The organism is Devosia sp. MC521, from assembly GCF_014127105.1.
Classification (GTDB): domain Bacteria; phylum Pseudomonadota; class Alphaproteobacteria; order Rhizobiales; family Devosiaceae; genus Devosia.
The window spans coordinates 1,827,214-1,843,357 of sequence record NZ_CP059902.1; the positions used below are offsets into that span (position 1 = coordinate 1,827,214).

Genomic DNA, 16,144 nt, shown 5'->3' on the forward strand with positions numbered 1-16,144 from the left:
CGCTTGCGAACTCTCGTTCAGCGCAACGTGGGCTCTGTATAGGGGCGTGATTTGCCCCTGTAAAGCGGCCTCTAGAAAATTCTCAAAGCTTTTCAACATCTGTGGCGCCGATGGGCATATCATTGGCACTTGGCTGGCACTTTTGGGCGCCACGCGTGGCCCGGCAAAGGCATGTCCGGCCCAAAAGGCGCAACAATAGGCTTGCCATATATTAGATATTGCGTATATACGAATGAAAATACTGCGCGAAAATGCCGGAAAATCGGGCCACACGCTCTGTAAGCAGACGTCGGCTTCCACTCGGCCCGCCAGCGCGCGAATATTTCTGCGGCCTCTGGGCCAGATTGAACAGCCAGGAGCCCGAGCGTGCGCCTCCAATCCTACCTCCCCATTCTTGACTGGGGTAGAAAATATAATCGCCAGACCCTGACCAGCGACATGCTCGCGGCGGTGATTGTCACGATCATGCTCATTCCGCAGTCGCTAGCCTATGCTCTGCTGGCGGGGCTGCCGCCGGAGGTTGGTCTCTACGCGTCAATTCTGCCGCTTATCGTCTATGCGATTTTCGGCACTTCCTCGGCGCTGGCGGTTGGGCCTGTCGCGGTGATCTCGCTGATGACGGCGACAGCGGTCGGTCGCGTGGCGGCCGAAGGCACGGCGGATTATGCCAGCGCCGCCATCATTCTGGCGCTGATGTCTGGCGCGATGCTGACGTTGATGGGCCTATTCCGCCTCGGTTTTCTGGCAAACTTTTTGTCCCATCCGGTGATCTCAGGCTTCATCACCGCCTCGGGCCTGATTATCGCGACGAGCCAATTGGGCGGACTTCTGGGCATTTCAACCAGTGGACACGCCCTGCCCGGCTTGTTCAGCTCCATCGCGAGCAGCATTGGCGCGATCAATCTCTATACCTTTGGCATCGGCGCGCTTTCGCTCGGCCTCTTGCTCTGGATCCGCTTCGATCTCAAAAACTGGTTGAAGCGGCTCCATGTGCCGAAGGGAGTGGCAAACGTCATCGTCCGCGCCGGTCCGGTGTTTGTCGTCTTTCTGACTATGGCGCTATCGGTGATTTTCGATCTCGGCGCTAAGGGCGTCGCCCTAGTCGGTGATGTGCCGCAAGGCCTACCCATGCTGTCACTGCCGAGTTTCTCGCTCGACACAGTGCAACAGCTGCTGGTTCCGGCGCTGATCATTTCCATCGTTGGGTTTGTCGAAACCATCTCAGTTGCCCAAACGCTGGCCGCCAAGCGCCGCGAGCGCATCTCGCCCAATCAAGAATTGATTGGCCTCGGCATTGCCAATGTGGCGGCAGGCATTGGTGGCGGCTATCCGGTGACCGGCGGCTTTGCTCGATCCGTTGTCAATTTTGATGCTGGCGCGGCCACCCCAGCGGCGGGTGCATTCACGGCCATCGGCATTGCTCTCGCAACGCTCCTGCTGACGCCCTTCCTCGCCGTTTTGCCCAAGGCAACACTGGCGGCGACCATTGTGATCGCGGTGCTGACGCTGGTCGATTTCTCAGTATTCAAACGCGCCTGGGCCTATTCCAAGGCCGATTTTGCGGCTGTCGCCATTACGCTGATCGGAACGCTTCTGCTCGGCGTTGAAACCGGCATCGCTCTGGGCGTCGGGACTTCAATCCTGATCTTTCTCTACCGTTCGTCAAAGCCCCACGCCGCTGTGGTCGGCCAAGTGCCCGGCACCGAGCATTTCCGCAATATCAAGCGTCACACGGTGGAAACGCATCCGGAAATCCTCTCCATCCGCGTCGATGAAAGCCTCTATTTTGCCAATGCGCGCTTCTTGGAGGATTTGGTCACCGATCAGGTCGCGGGGAATGATCGGGTGAAACATGTGGTGCTGATGTGTTCGGCGGTGAATTTCATCGACCTATCAGCCCTCGAAAGCCTCGAAGCGATCCAACATCGCCTCGACACTCAGGGCGTTAAACTGCACCTCTCTGAGGTGAAAGGCCCGGTTATGGACAAACTCAAATCCACCGACTTCCTGCGTGATTTGTCCGGCAAGGTTTTTCTCAGTCAGCACCAGGCAGTGTCTGCGCTGCGGAGCTAGCCGAGCCATTGCACAGCCGCGAATTTGGTGACTATCCTCCTTATAGGGCCGGAGAGTCCGGCCCGGAGGGAACGCAAATGGCATCACGCATTGCACTCGGCCTTGGCCTAGCCCTGCTGCTCACCAGCACCGCTTTCGCCGCGCCGGAAACTAAAAATGTTTCATATGAGGTCGACGGCATGAAAGTCGTCGGCACACTCGTCACCCCCGAGGGCGACCCAGCCCCTGTGGTTCTGCTGTTCCACGGCTTTGGCGGCTCCCGCGATGAGCTGGAAATCCCATCCGTGGGCAAGGGCATTTTCACCTAAACCGCCGACAAGCTCGCCGCCGAGGGGATCGCGAGCCTGCGCATCGACTTCCGCAATTCGGGCGAAAGCGATGGCGAATTCCCTGACACGACCTATTCCGGCCAGATCGCCGATGGCCTCGCCGCGCTGGATTTCGTCAAGACGCTCGACAGCGTCGACGCCGACAACATCGGCATCATCGGTTGGAGCCAAGGCGGCCTCGTCGCCTCTGCCGTTGCGGGCCGCAGCAATGTCCCAAAAGTCACAGCGCTCTGGGCCGCCGTCGCAGACCCGAAACAGACTTTTGACACCCTGCTCACCCCTGAAAAGGTGCAAGCGGGCCTGACGACCGGCGACACGCCGCTCGAACTCCCCATGCCATGGGGTTTCTCGCTGTTCCTGAAACAAAGCTATTTTGAAGAAATCGCAACCACCAAGCCGACCGAAGAAATCGCGGCCTACAAGGGTGCGCTCTTCGTGGCCGAAGGCACGAAAGACGAAGCCGTGGCCTTTGGTGGCGGTCAACTGTTCATCGACGCCCACGAGGGGGACGAAGAGCATTTCGTCCGCGATATGGACCACAGTTTTAATGTGTTCACCGACACCACGACGCTGGATGAAATGCTGGAAAGCACCGTGGCGTTCATGAAGCCGTTTTTGGGGAAGTAGGGTTTTGAGGAGGGTCGTTGCGGCCCTCCTTTCTAAGTACAGGGGACTAGCCGTTAATAGGCGGCAGCCCAAAAATATGCGCGCGCTCAGCCCATTTATATGCGCCGGCCATTGCCCGAACCACAAAATTGGCGATTAGCCAACTTTTCCTTCCGCAGCAAGCATTTAGCCTTTCGACCCACATGAAGAAAACGTTAGATTCGCCACCATGGATGATACATTAAACGCGAAACTGATGCGTATACTCAAGTGCGCACAGAGTCCGCCACACTACGGATTAGAAAGTAGTTTTCTCCACGCATACGTTGCATGCCTAACACCAGACGAACTATGCGATTCTATTTGGCGCACACTTGAGTCCGACGCAACGGTGAGAATGGCTCTTCGGAGCAGGCTATTGAGACTTTTGCGCGCGTCTGATGACCGACTTGCAGTGCAGGTTTCAGTTCTGGTGGATAAAGCATTAGCACTATCTACTGCGAGTCCTGCCTTGCGCACACGCGTAGATGCACTTCTTGCCGCGATTTACACGTGGCTGCCACTGCCTCATCGCCACGCAGTGCTTGAGCGATGGATTGATAGCGGCACGAAGACATCCGCGGCCAGATGGCTCAAAGCAATGGCGTCCGACCCGTCCTTGTTCGACGCAACAGCGATATTCGATTATTGGCTCGTCTCAAACAGTATCCCGGCGGCAAAGATATTGGCTTATCAGGCAGAGCCGGCTTTTTTGGATGAAGTACTCGCTCGACTGGTAGCCCGATGCTCTGAAGGATGGATCATCAGCAAAGCCGCGCTGAGAGCGACTTCGGTACCTCCTGATGTATGGCCTGTACTTCGCCAAAACCATCCTGCTACGTACGCCTACCTCTGTGCTGTACTAGGACGGAATATACCAGAAGAAGAAGCCATAGCTCTGTTTCAGGATACGAAATCCAGCATCCTTGATGAGCAACGAAGACTCGTGATCTGGTCTATTGGTCAGATGGGACTATTCTCTGTGCTTGACCATCTTGCAGACAACTTCCTCGGGAGTAGCCCAACACGTTGAACCGTTTCCTCTACCGCTCCCAAACACTGGGCGCTGCGTGATCCTGTTTGCAATCGATTGCATCAACATAGAGTGGATTAGTCAAGGGTAGCCCCCTCGGCTCAAGGCCGAGGGTGACCACTGGATATGGAAGGCTGGGGCATCGGTTTCGGTGGAGGTGTTTCTGGGCGGAGGATGATTGCCTGCGTCACGTCGCCCCTGCTTTACCGTCATTGCCCGACTTGATCGGGCAATCCAGTGGGATGCCGGACCGATCTGGATCACCCGGTCAAGCCGGGTGATGACGATGGGAAAGAATGCCTGCTCACGTTTACTGAGACAGTTCGGCCGGGCTCTCTACTACACTAGTCCCACAAAGGCCCCCTCACCCGGCCTTTGGTCGACCAAGCCATTCGAGCATAGCTCTCATGGCCTTCTCACCTAAAATCATCCCACAAGGATGGTTTTACCTCCGGCCGGCTCGAAGCCCCCAGAGGGAAAGGTAAAGAAGCGTGCGGGGAGGTGAAAGAGCGGGAGTGAAGTTTCCCCCACCCAACCTCCCCCTGAAAAGGGGGAGGAGTAAGAAAGTGTAGGCCGAGAGAACACGCTACGTCAGCCGACTGAACTCTAATGCGTGGACCGGTGAGAACTGTGCACGCCGAACGAACGCGGTCTGTCCCTCCCTCGCTTGCGGGGGAGGTTAGGTGGGGGATTGGCACTGGGCTGATCCTGCGGAGGCCCCCTCACCCGCCCGTCGGCCGACCAAGCCATTCGAGCATAGCTCTCATGGCCTTCTCACCTAAAATCATCCCACAGGGATGATTTTACCTCCGGCCAGCTGAAGACCCGCAAGAACTGGCTCGCTGAGCCTGCGGCTGCGATTGTGGTCGTCTGATTTCCGTGTTTGAGCAGATTTGGCGCGGCGTTTGGCGATCGGCGGTGCCCATTGACGGCGTTTCCCGGTCATCCGGGCAGACTCATGGCGCGGTTGCGCGCTTTTCGTGGAAGACGAGGCGGTCGGTTGTAGGTAGGCCAGATTGGCCAAGGTGAGTTTGGCCTCGGCCCGTGCAATGCCGATGGTGCGGATGAACAGACCGAACCGGTTCTTCTGATGAGCGAAGACATGCTCGACCCTGGCACGTATCGCGGACTTGGCCGCATTGGCCCGTGCGGTCGCGATCGGCATCGGCTTGCCCTTGGGCTTGCGTCGATGAATGCGGCTGGTCAGCATACGATCAGCCAGCCAGGCCTCATTGCTCTGTGATCTGTAGGCGCTGTCGGCCCAGACCTCGCTGCCGGTGTTTTCCCGATCGATCACATGGCGCAGCATCCGGCCGTCAGGATGGGAGGCGGAGGTCACCGCTGCAGCCCGGATGAAGCCATAGCGCCGGTCGATGCTGATGTGACTTTTATAGCCGAACACCGGAGTGGCGATCATGGGCAGGGGCGAGCCGTCTGGCCGGTAGCGCACCTTGCCGCCGATCTTGAGCGTCCAGCGGGCGTCGGTATCCTTCTGTGCGGCTTTAGCCGGCTCGTTCGGCCAGATCTCGTCAGCCGACTGGCCTGCCTTGATGGCCTCCCGCTCGCCATCGGTATTGCGCTGTTTGGGTGCCGGCACCAGCGAAGCATCCACGATCTGCCCCGACATCGGGATGTAACCCTTCTTGTGCAGTTGCCAGTCGAACGCCTTCATCACCCGCTTGAGCGTGCCGGTCTGGGTCATGCGGTTGCGGAAATGGCGGATCGTGTTCTCATCGGGCGTGCGATCGCCGAGCGAGAACCCCAGGAAGCGCATCCAACTCAGGCGGTCCCGGATCATGAACTCTGTGCGGGCATCGGACAGGTTGTGCTGTGCCTGCAGGATCAGGATCTTGAACATGGCCACCGGATCGAACGGCGGCCGACCGCCTTTGCTGCCGTCACTGTAGCCAAGCCCCTCCACCAGCCAGGACCGGAAATACTCGAAATCCACCGTCCGCTCCAAAACCTCGAGCGGATCGCCGTGTTGGCTCAAGGCTTCGAGGTGATCGTTCAGGCTGAAAAGCGAATGCGGGTCCATGATGACGCTCCATGATCGGGCGACATCAATGAATCATGACTGCATCAAAGCCGCCAAGGGTTTTTGCGGACGTCCAGCTCGAAGCCCCCAGAGGGAGAGGTAAAGAAGCGTGCGGGGGGGGGGGAAGAGCGGGAGTGAAATTACCCCCACCCAACCTCCCCCTTAAAAGGGGACTGTTCATTTGGGACTCCTTATGAGGTGTCTGTTGAAGAACAGATTGAGCGTAATCTCGAGCATCTGCACTGTTTTGGAGACGCGCTTTGTCCGCCGATTGAACCGCGCAAGATTGTCCCTGATTGAGGAATTGGAGGACTCAATCAGGTGGGTTTGCGCCTTTGTTTCCAGATGTGGCACGGTCACGCCATTGCGCTTGAAAGCGAGTGCGTAACAAGAGTTGGCATCGGTAAAGATGGCCCCGATCTCACCCACAGCCTGAAGGGCCAAGCGATAGGCCGTGATCGCACTTTCTACGCCTTTGTCACCGATGTGGTGGGCAACAACGCGGCGCTGTCTTCGGCTATAAACGGTCCAGATAACCGCTCGCTGCTGTTTTTTGGACGTAGGTATAGATCTCGTCCATCTCAATAATATCGGGCCCGCTCGCTGGCGTACCGCGCTGAGCCGCAATCCGCTCTTGCAAGATGTCGTGCTCCTTGCGGATCCATTTAAGGACCGCGGCTGGGGAGGCCGAAAGGACGCGCCCAATGGCCCGAATGCCGGTGCCGTTGAGATACATCTGAACGGCCTGCGCTTTTGTCTCAGCGCTGAATTTAGGGGCGCGATCAGTAAAGTACCGACCACACTGCTTACAGCTAAATCGCTGGTAACCCGCCTTGAGGCCGCGCTTGACCGTGGCAGTGCTAGAACAATCTGGACAATCCATCTCAAACCCTCCGGCAAATCACCCCCAAGCAATCAAACTAGAATCCCAAATGAGCAAGTTGTAAACAGTCCCCCTTAAAAGGGGGAGGAGTTAGAAAGTGTAGGCCGAGAGAACACGCTACGTCAGCCGACTGAACTCTAATGCGTGGACCACTGAGAACTGTGCACGCCGAACGAACGCGATGCGTCCCTCCCTCGCTTGCGGGGGAGGTTAGGTGGGGGATTGGCACTGGGCTGATCCTGCGGAGGCCCCCTCACCCGGCCTTTGGCCGACCAAGCCATTCGAGCATAGCTCTCATGGCCTTCTCACCTAAAATCATCCCACAGGGATGATTTTACCTCCGGCCGGCTCGAAGCCCCCTGAGGGAGAGGTGAAGTGGTATGCGGGGTTGTGATGGCAGAGTATGATCCAACGCGGAGCGTGCCCGGGCCGCGAAAGACCACCGACCTTCCCTACCCCTGCCAGATCGACTATATTTAACGCCGTTATCACCTTCCGATGGAGCGCGTGATGCCAGCAGTGACGATACAAAACCTCTCGGAAAACACGCATAAAGCTTTGCGCTTGCGTGCGGCGCAGAACGGCCGGAGCACCGAAGCAGAGATCCGTTCGATCCTTGACGCTGCCGTCGACGCGCCCAAAAGCGTGCCATTGAGTTCTGCACTCTATAAGCTGGGCCGTGATGCCGAGCTTGAGGACGGCGACGTCGACGCGTTAGAGCAAAAGGCCAAGACTGCCGCTGAGCCAATAAGCTTGCGATGATCGGACTGGATACGAATGTCGTTTCCGAAGCACTGCGTCCAACGCCATCATCACAAATCGTCAACTGGCTCGACAGGCAAGACCCACAATCAACCTTCATCACCAGCGTCACCTTAGCTGAACTCTTGTTCGGCGTTGCGGTCATGCCTGATGGTCGGCACAAGGCGGCGCTGACTGAGGCAGTCAACGGGATATCCGAATTGTTCGCTGGGCGGACGTTGGCTTTCGATGCGATTGCAGCCCAGCACTATGCCGATTTAGCCGTTTCTGCCCGACAGGCAGGCTTGGGTTTTCCAACGCCTGACGGCTATGTCGCAGCTATCGCAAATGCCCAAAACTGCTCTGTCGCCACTCGCGATAAGGCCGCGTTTCTAGCCGCAGGCCTCACTGTCATAGACCCTTGGCACGAAACCTGAGCTAGGGTTTGCACTAGACAAAAAGGCCCGGGTTGCCCCGGGCCTTTTGTTTGTTCGATCAGCTAAGAGCCAGCGGAAATTAGCTGTCCTTGCTCGCCGTTGCCTTTGGCTTTTTGGGCTTGGGCAGGGCTTTGGGCTTGGCGGGGCGTGGGGGCACGGCCACCAGCTCTAGCTTTGCTTCGCGGCCTTCACCAACAACGGCCACAGTGACAGAACCACCGTTCACCAACTCGCCGAACAGCAGTTGATCGGCGAGTGGCTTTTTGACGTGTTCCTGGATGACGCGACCCAGAGGACGCGCGCCCATGCGTTCGTCGTAGCCGTGTTCAGCCAGCCAATCGGCAGCTTCGGGTGTCAGATCGATGGTCACGCCGCGTTCGGCCAGCTGGCCTTCGAGTTGCAGCACGAACTTTTCGACCACACGACGCACGGTTTCGCGCGGCAGTGGCGCAAAGGAGATGATCGCGTCCAGACGGTTGCGGAATTCTGGCGAGAACTGGCGGTTGACCGCTTCCTCGTCGTCACCCACCTCGCGCTTGCGGCCAAAGCCGATCGGCGCACGAGCGAGTTCCGCCGCACCCACGTTGGAGGTCATGATCAGGATCACATTGCGGAAGTCGACCGACTTCCCGTTGTGGTCCGTGAGCTTGCCGTGGTCCATCACCTGCAACAGAATGTTGTAGAGGTCCTGATGGGCCTTTTCGATTTCGTCGAGCAGCACAACGCAATGCGGATGCTGATCAACGCCATCGGTGAGCAAGCCGCCCTGATCAAAGCCGACATAGCCCGGAGGGGCACCAATCAGGCGCGAGACCGTATGGCGCTCCATATATTCCGACATGTCGAACCGCAGGAGTTCGACGCCAAGCGTATCGGCGAGCTGTTTTGCGACTTCGGTCTTACCCACGCCGGTTGGACCGGTGAAGAGGTAAGAGCCGATTGGCTTTTCAGGTTCACGCAGGCCCGCACGCGCCAGCTTAATGGCGGACGAGAGCGCGGTAATGGCATTGTCTTGGCCAAAGACCACGGTCTTGAGGCTCTTTTCGAGACCCGAGAGCAGTTCCGCGTCAGACTTGGAAACGGTCTTAGGCGGAATGCGGGCGATGGTGGCGATGGTTGCTTCGATGTCTTCGACGTCGATGATTTCCTTGCGCTCGCCTTCGGGCAGCAGCTTTTGGCTTGCGCCGGTTTCGTCGATCACATCGATGGCCTTATCGGGCAGCTTGCGATCATTGATATAGCGCGCGCTCAGCTCGACGGCGGCCTTGAGGGCATCGTCGGTGTACTTGAGCTTGTGGAACTCTTCAAAGTAAGGGCGCAGGCCCTTCACGATTTCAATCGCATCGGGAACGGTTGGCTCGTTGACGTCGATCTTTTGGAAACGACGGACAAGTGCGCGGTCCTTTTCGAAGAACTGGCGATATTCCTTATAGGTGGTCGAGCCAATGCAGCGGATCGCCCCGGAAGCCAGAGCTGGCTTGAGGAGGTTCGACGCATCGAGCGCGCCGCCCGAAGTGGCGCCAGCGCCGATCATGGTGTGGATTTCGTCGATGAACAGCACGGCTTCCGGCTGCTTTTCGAGTTCCTTCATCACCTGCTTGAGGCGTTCTTCAAAGTCACCGCGATAGCGCGTGCCAGCGAGCAGTGCGCCCATGTCGAGCGAATAAACGATGGCGTCCTTGAGAACGTCAGGCACATCGCCTTCGACGATTTTGCGGGCCAGACCTTCGGCGATGGCGGTTTTACCAACCCCGGCATCACCCACATAAAGCGGGTTATTCTTGGAGCGGCGGCAGAGGACCTGAATGGTGCGGCGCAGCTCAGCGTCACGGCCGATCAGCGGGTCAATCTTGCCCTTCTTGGCCTTGTCATTGAGGTTGACGCAGAACTCAACGAGCGCAGAGGTCTTCTTGCCTTCCTGCGCATTGTTGATGCCACCTTCCCCATCTTCAGCGCCGTTGACGCGGCGATCTTCATTAGGGCCGGATTTGGTGATGCCGTGCGAGATGAAATTGACGGCATCGAGGCGGCTCATGTCCTGCTGCTCGAGGAAATAGGCAGCATGGCTTTCACGCTCGGCGAAGATCGCCACGAGCACGTTGGCACCGGTCACCTCTTCGCGGCCGGAGGATTGAACATGGATCACCGCGCGCTGAATAACGCGCTGAAAAGCAGCGGTCGGGCGCGCTTCCTGGCCGTTATGGACGACAAGGCTATCGAGTTCTTCGTTGATAAAATCTTCGAGGTCGCTTTTAAGCGCATCAATATCGACGTCGCAGCCGGTTAGCACGGCGATGGTTTCCCGATCGTCGGTCAACGCCAGCAGCAGATGCTCAAGCGTTGCGAACTCATGGTTGCGCTCACGGGCAAGGTTCATCGCCTGGTGCAGGGCCTTTTCGAGTCCGCGCGAAAATGAGGGCATATGATGTTCCTACTGTTTTTCCATCACGCATTGCAGCGGATGCTGGTTTTTGCGTGCCGTATCCATGACGCGAGTGACCTTGGTTTCAGCCACTTCGTATGGATATACGCCGCACTCACCGACCCCCTTTTGGTGAACATGCAGCATGATGGTCATGGCGTCTTCTCGTGACTTGTTGAAGACGTCCTGAAGCACCGAAACGACGAATTCCATCGGCGTGTAGTCGTCGTTGAGAAGCAGCACCCGATAGAGGTTCGGACGCTTGGTTTTGGGACGCGTTTTGGTCACCGTCCCGGTTTCGAAATCTGCGTCGTTTCCGCCCGATCGGTCATCCCCATCATCCTTCGGCCCGAGCCAAGGCCCATCGGGCCCAGCAGAGCGTTGGGAATAAAAGGAAACAGGGATCTGCGTAGAGAGTGTTTTCATAAAGTAGACTGTCGCCAGACAAAACGAAGCAGCGGGTTGGACCCATTATGTAGGTAAGAATGGACCCATGTTAAGGGCTCGGCCACCCCGAACTGGCGAGAGTGCAGAACCCAGCTCAAACTTGCCCATAGAATAGCTCAATTCGCCGCACATTGAAGCGACAAAACAGCAAAGCGACACGTCACCCATCACATTGCAGAAAAACTCTCGTGACATTGATTCAGCAGTGCCGGTGAAAAAGCTTTGCATTTTACGAAATCGTAACCGCCCCACCGTAGCTTACAAAAGGCTGCTCAGTCAGGTTTGGGGGACAAACCCCGATTGGACGGCCGCGTTAGTTGTGTTGCGTACGGGCATTTTTCGCCCGAGTGAGTAAACGGAGTACCGGGTGGCTTCCCTGGCAAAATCCCCTTGGCGCGGCATTATTGCCCGCGCAGCCGCTGCCTTTGTCGTTGCGCTAACTGTCAGCATCTCTGCTGCAGCGCCGACCTATGCAATTGAAAACCTACGCAAATATGCCGGTATCGTGGTCGACGCGAAATCGGGCAAAATCCTATATGAAGATCAGGCTGACTCTCGTCGCTATCCGGCATCTGTCGCGAAGGTGATGACGCTCTACGTCCTGTTCCAAGAATTGCAGGCGGGCAATCTCTCGCTCAATTCCAAGATGACTGTGTCCCGTCATGCTGCTGCGGCCGTTCCGACTAAGCTCGGCCTGCGCGCTGGCGCCACTATTTCGGTGGAAGACGCCATCAAGTCTCTCGTCACCCTGTCGGCCAATGACATGTCGCGCGTTATCGCGGAACATATCTCGGGAACTGAAGCCAAGTTCGCTGAGCGTATGACCGCAACTGCGCGTGCTCTGGGCATGGGTAGCACCACCTATCGCAACGCTTCGGGCCTTCCCGATGGCGGTCAGGTCACCACTGTGCGCGATCAGGCTATTCTGGCGATTGCTGTCTACCAGCACTTCCCGAACTATTACGAATTCTTCCAGACCCGCTCGTTCTCCTATGGCAAGCGCACCTACGGCAACCACAACCGCGTTCTCGGTTACATGGGCGCTGTGGACGGCATCAAGACCGGCTTCATCAATGCGGCTGGCTCGAACCTGATGACCGCAGCCCGCAAGGATGATCGCCACGTTGTCGTTATCGCTTTCGGCTTCAACTCTGCCGCATCGCGCGACGAGAAGGTCCGCCAGCTGGTCAACACCTATTTCAACAAGGGCCGTTCCGGCGGCTACTTGCAGACCGCTATGGTTCCAGTGCCTGGCCGTCAGGGCAGCACCCAGTTCGCACTGGCGCAGCCTAATCAGCAGCGTAAGGCAACCTTCGCCATGCCAACGCCAATGCCTGAGTTCCGCCTCGCTGCACTTGTTGCCGCCAATGGTGCACAGCCACAGGCAGCAGTTGCGGTCGCATCGGCCCCGGCTCCTGCGGTCTCAGTTGCGATGCCAGCGCCTGCCCCTGCAGACCTCGGCCTCGTGCCAGCCGCACAGGCAGCCAATGCTTTGGCAGCGCCAAGCGTGCCGGACTACAATTCGGACGTGATCGGCGCTTGGCTGAGCGACACCTATAAGCTGGGTGCGCCGCCATCGGCCCTTGGCCAGACTGCGCCATCGGCACCGCTCGGCATCGGCCCAACCAGCTCGAACACCCAGACGCCAAACGTCGACCCAATCAATACAGCTTCGGCACAGACGGGCTCTGCCCAAGTCGCTGGCTGGATCGTGCAGATCGGCGCTGGTCCATCGGAAGACGGTGCACGCACCATGCTTTCTGATGCCGCCCGCAAGGTTGGCTCTCTGGGCGACTTCCGCTCCTTCGTCGAACCGTTTGATCGGAACGGCAAGACCTTCTACCGCGCCCGCTTCGTCGGCTTTGGTGACCGCAGTGCCGCCAACGCCATGTGCGAGCGCCTAAAGGGCCAGGATATGCAGTGCCTGGCCATGCAAGGCTAATGAACGAACGACGTGGCGGCTTCCCGCCAAACCATACCACCGGGATGATCAGCTCATTTGAGCCCCATCCTATAGGAAACAAAATTGGTGCTTGTGTACGGAGTAGCCCAATGAGTGACCGTAAAGCTCTCGTCGAACTGGCCAGTTTCATTGGTCGCTCGCCGCTCGCCTCCCCTGATATGAAAGTGCGCAATAAGGCACTTTCGGGCATGACTGAACGCATGCTGCCCAAGAAGCGCTCGGTGAGCGACCTGCTTGGTGTGGTGATGACGCTCTCGGCTCGAACCCGCCGCATGGCGCAGGAGCCGGCCTTCGTCGAACTCGACGTGTTTGCCCCAGGCGGGAAGCGGGCCATCCGCCTCACGCTGGGCAACAAATCCTAAGCAGAAGTTTTGATGTGGCGCTCTAAACGAGCGCCACAATCTTTTTGCGCTTCCAGACGAACTGATACCAGGCCGCCTGCAAGATCAGCATGGCCGTAAAGCTGGCAGCGTAAGCAATCCAAATCCCACGCAGACCCAGTTCGGTGCCGCTGAGCCAGATCGCTCCGGGGATTTCGATCCCGATGATACAGAACAGCGAAATCACCATTGGCATATAGACGGTGCCGCTGGCGCGCATCACGCCCGAGAACACGACGCTGCCACCAAAGCAGATGATGCTCCACAGCACGACCCGGAGCAGGTCTTCCGTCAGCTGTACGACTTCAGGATCGGTCAGGAACAGCGCCACAACAGCTTCACTGAAGAGATAGGCCAGCACAACCAGCGTACCGGTAACGATCAAATTCATGATCAGCGCAGTACGGGTGATAGGGCCAAGCTGATCCTGTTTGCGGGCACCAATGGCCTGTGCCGCAAAGATCGAGGCCGCGATACCAATCGACATGGCCGGGAACTGCACATAGCTCATCACCTGCCCCAGTGCACCATAAGCGGCCGTTGCGTCAGAGCCGAAACGGTTGACCAGCCCTACGACCACAATCCCGGCAATGGAAGAGATGATCATCTGCAGACCTGCCGGAATGCCCAGCTTCAAGGTCAGGCGCAAGAGCTTCCAATCAGGACGCAGGATGGAGGCCAGCAAGTCACGGTCTGGAGCGAGCGGCATATTGCGCGCGCGCATATAGACGAAGAGGAAAATCAGGACGGTCACAAAGCCCGCAATGGTTGCCCACGCTGCAGCGGTGACACCCAATTGGGGTAAACCGCCCCAACCGAGGATCAGCGCTGGCGTCACCAGCAAGCTCACCACCATCGACATGATCAGCGAGAGCAGCGGCGTAATGGTGTCACCCACACCCCGCAGGATCGAGGTTGCCACAAGAAAGAGGAAGAATGCCGGCATGCCAAACAGCGAAATGCGCGCGTAGCTAATCGCCATATCCCGGATATTCTCGGGCGCACCCAGAGCCATCATGATCTGCTCAGCGAAGGTTCCGCCCAACACACCAACAATAAGACCGAAGACAATCGTCGCCGCAAAGGCAGAGCCCGCGATCACCTTGACCTTGGCAATATCCCTCGCGCCCCAAGCCTGACCGATAAGCGTGGTCGCGCCAGCGGAGAGACCGATCATGAAGCTCATCAGCAAGAAGATCAGCGGGAAGTAGGTCGCAATAGCCGCCAGCGCCTCCACCCCAATCATTTGCCCAACGTAGATCGAGTTCACGGTTCCTGACAGCGCCTGCAGGATATTCGACGCCATAAGCGGGACGAGAAAAATGGCGAACCTCTGCCAGAGAGGGCGCGCAGAAAAGGGATTCATGAAACGCTCCGAAGGGCCAAAGTGCGACTGGCCCGGCTCAGCAAACCGTAGAAACAGTCATTGAGTCGAAACAATCGCGCCCAATGACTACGTCGCGTCTCTACGCCCGGATTAACAAAGCGTCAATTCAGCCAAGGCCATCCACACCTAAGGCGTGCATCACTTTGCGAGCGGGGCATCTTTCCGTTCTCAACTACCATGCTAGACACATGAACGATGTCACACCTTGCCCAAGCCCCCGATTCCCTCAGCAATCAGTTCCTAGCCGGCGCCCGCGCCTGCGTGCCCGTCGCCATTTCTGTTGCGGCCTATGGCCTGGTGTGGGGCGTGCTCGCCCGCTCAACCGGTCTCAGCGCCCTCGAAGTGGTTTTGATGAGCACCATGGTCTTTGCCGGTGCCTCACAGTTTCTCGCTTTGGAATTGTGGAGCACACCGGCCTCAACCCTGCCCATAGGGGCAATGGTGTTGGCAGCGCTGATCGTCAACCTGCGCTATCTGCTGCTCACTGCCACCCTGCGCCCGCTCTACCCGCCCGGCCCTCTCGGCTTTAAAGCCCTGCAGATGTATCTCGTCACCGACGAGAACTGGGCGATGACAGTCTCGGCCATGGCCCATGGCAAGGGCTCGGTTGCCTTCCTTTTGGGCGGCGGCACTTTGGCTTGGCTCTCGTGGATGCTGACCAATCTCATTGGCTATGGCCTCGGCTCAGCCATTGATGACCCAGCGCAATGGGGCCTCGACTTCGCCTTCACAGCGACCTTCCTCGCCCTGCTCCTTGGCATGTGGAAGGGCAAGGCCGACCTCATTCCATGGATCGTCGGGGCACTCGTCGCCATCATCGCGTCAAAACTGATCGATGGCAGCTGGCACATTCTCATTGGCGGCATCGCCGGTTCGCTCGCGGGCGCATTTTTTGAGGTGCGCAAGCATGCACATCTCCCCTGAAGCTTTCCTCGCCATCCTCGGCATGGCCTTTGTCACCATTGCGGTGAAAGTCTCGGGCCTGCTCCTAGCGGACCGGCTCCCCCGCGACGGTTTTGCCGCCGCCTGGCTGAAACATATTCCCGGTGCCGTTCTCGCCGCACTGGTCGCGCCTGCCCTCGTCACCGGCAGCCCAGCGGAACTGGTGGCGGCTGTTGCAACGGCCTTGGTGTTCGTCGCCACAAAAAACCTGTTTGCGGCCATGGTTGCAGGGGTGGGCACGGTGTATTTGGTAAGGATGTGGATTGGGGCGTAACGCTTTTCGCGCCATAGCACGCTGCCCTACGAGGAGAGGCTAGCTGCGGGTCAAAGCTGACCGCACTTAAGGCCGCGGCATTGGCCAGCAAAAAACAAAGAAGCCGACCCGTTTCCGGATCGGCTTTCTTTTGATTTCAGTTCTAGCGAT

Annotated in this window: 13 protein-coding genes and 2 pseudogenes; 10 read left to right on the forward strand and 5 right to left on the reverse strand. The window is 58.1% G+C overall.

Annotation, left to right across the window (positions count from 1 at the left end):
- Window positions 1-366 precede the first annotated feature (366 nt).
- From sulP to H4N61_RS08720, 4 genes and pseudogenes are all read left to right on the forward strand, one after another.
- The gene (sulP, locus tag H4N61_RS08710) at window positions 367-2,073 is read left to right on the forward strand and encodes a sulfate permease (RefSeq protein ID WP_182395814.1); all 1,707 of its coding nucleotides are present in this window, start codon (window positions 367-369) and stop codon (window positions 2,071-2,073) included.
- A 77-nt stretch (window positions 2,074-2,150) separates the two neighbouring features.
- Complete coding sequence (locus H4N61_RS18365; RefSeq protein WP_248306586.1) at window positions 2,151-2,381, forward strand: hypothetical protein; 231 nt, start codon at window positions 2,151-2,153, stop codon at window positions 2,379-2,381.
- A gap of 21 nt (window positions 2,382-2,402) precedes the next feature.
- Window positions 2,403-3,029 (forward strand): annotated as a pseudogene (locus H4N61_RS08715) (alpha/beta fold hydrolase); the annotation flags it as partial.
- 397 nt (window positions 3,030-3,426) lie between these two features.
- Window positions 3,427-4,080: a hypothetical protein gene (locus tag H4N61_RS08720; RefSeq protein WP_182395815.1), complete on the forward strand. Its 654-nt coding sequence runs from the start codon at window positions 3,427-3,429 to the stop codon at window positions 4,078-4,080.
- A gap of 1,006 nt (window positions 4,081-5,086) precedes the next feature.
- Here the strand turns inward: H4N61_RS08720 and H4N61_RS08725 are convergent.
- Together H4N61_RS08725 and H4N61_RS08735 are read right to left on the reverse strand one after the other, a co-directional pair.
- Window positions 5,087-6,118: pseudogene (locus H4N61_RS08725) on the reverse strand (IS5 family transposase); the annotation flags it as partial.
- 517 nt (window positions 6,119-6,635) lie between these two features.
- Entirely contained in the window at window positions 6,636-7,001 is a 366-nt protein-coding gene (locus H4N61_RS08735) for an IS1 family transposase (RefSeq protein ID WP_182394575.1), read from the reverse strand.
- Window positions 7,002-7,511: 510 nt separating this feature from the next.
- On the opposite strand from H4N61_RS08735, the gene H4N61_RS08740 reads away from it, so the two are divergent.
- Together H4N61_RS08740 and H4N61_RS08745 are read left to right on the forward strand one after the other, a co-directional pair.
- Window positions 7,512-7,763: a plasmid stabilization protein gene (locus tag H4N61_RS08740; protein ID WP_182395816.1), complete on the forward strand. Its 252-nt coding sequence runs from the start codon at window positions 7,512-7,514 to the stop codon at window positions 7,761-7,763.
- Window positions 7,760-8,179 (forward strand): type II toxin-antitoxin system VapC family toxin, encoded by a 420-nt coding sequence (locus H4N61_RS08745; protein ID WP_182395817.1) that lies wholly within the window; start codon window positions 7,760-7,762, stop codon window positions 8,177-8,179. Before H4N61_RS08740 ends, H4N61_RS08745 begins: the two co-directional genes overlap by 4 nt.
- A 79-nt stretch (window positions 8,180-8,258) precedes the next feature.
- Here H4N61_RS08745 and clpA read toward each other — a convergent pair whose 3' ends face one another.
- Window positions 8,259-10,601 carry an ATP-dependent Clp protease ATP-binding subunit ClpA gene (clpA, locus tag H4N61_RS08750; protein WP_182395818.1) on the reverse strand — a complete coding sequence of 781 codons (2,343 nt, stop codon included), beginning with the start codon at window positions 10,599-10,601 and terminating at the stop codon, window positions 8,259-8,261.
- 9 nt (window positions 10,602-10,610) lie between these two features.
- Window positions 10,611-11,027 carry an ATP-dependent Clp protease adapter ClpS gene (gene clpS / locus H4N61_RS08755; RefSeq protein ID WP_169193783.1) on the reverse strand — a complete coding sequence of 139 codons (417 nt, stop codon included), beginning with the start codon at window positions 11,025-11,027 and terminating at the stop codon, window positions 10,611-10,613.
- A gap of 388 nt (window positions 11,028-11,415) precedes the next feature.
- Here clpS and H4N61_RS08760 point away from each other — a divergent pair, with 388 nt between their 5' ends.
- Both H4N61_RS08760 and H4N61_RS08765 read left to right on the forward strand, forming a co-directional pair.
- A complete protein-coding gene (locus H4N61_RS08760) occupies window positions 11,416-12,990 on the forward strand; it encodes an SPOR domain-containing protein (RefSeq protein ID WP_182395819.1) in 1,575 nt (524 codons plus the stop codon).
- Window positions 12,991-13,100: 110 nt separating this feature from the next.
- Window positions 13,101-13,373 (forward strand): hypothetical protein, encoded by a 273-nt coding sequence (locus H4N61_RS08765; RefSeq protein ID WP_169193781.1) that lies wholly within the window; start codon window positions 13,101-13,103, stop codon window positions 13,371-13,373.
- A gap of 22 nt (window positions 13,374-13,395) precedes the next feature.
- Here H4N61_RS08765 and H4N61_RS08770 read toward each other — a convergent pair whose 3' ends face one another.
- A complete protein-coding gene (locus tag H4N61_RS08770) occupies window positions 13,396-14,757 on the reverse strand; it encodes an MATE family efflux transporter (RefSeq protein WP_169193780.1) in 1,362 nt (453 codons plus the stop codon).
- Window positions 14,758-14,973: 216 nt separating this feature from the next.
- On the opposite strand from H4N61_RS08770, the gene H4N61_RS08775 reads away from it, so the two are divergent.
- On the forward strand, window positions 14,974-15,702 hold the full coding sequence (locus H4N61_RS08775; protein ID WP_182395820.1) for an AzlC family ABC transporter permease: 729 nt from the start codon (window positions 14,974-14,976) through the stop codon (window positions 15,700-15,702).
- Window positions 15,686-15,994 (forward strand): AzlD domain-containing protein, encoded by a 309-nt coding sequence (locus tag H4N61_RS08780; RefSeq protein ID WP_182395822.1) that lies wholly within the window; start codon window positions 15,686-15,688, stop codon window positions 15,992-15,994. Before H4N61_RS08775 ends, H4N61_RS08780 begins: the two co-directional genes overlap by 17 nt.
- Window positions 15,995-16,144 lie beyond the last annotated feature (150 nt).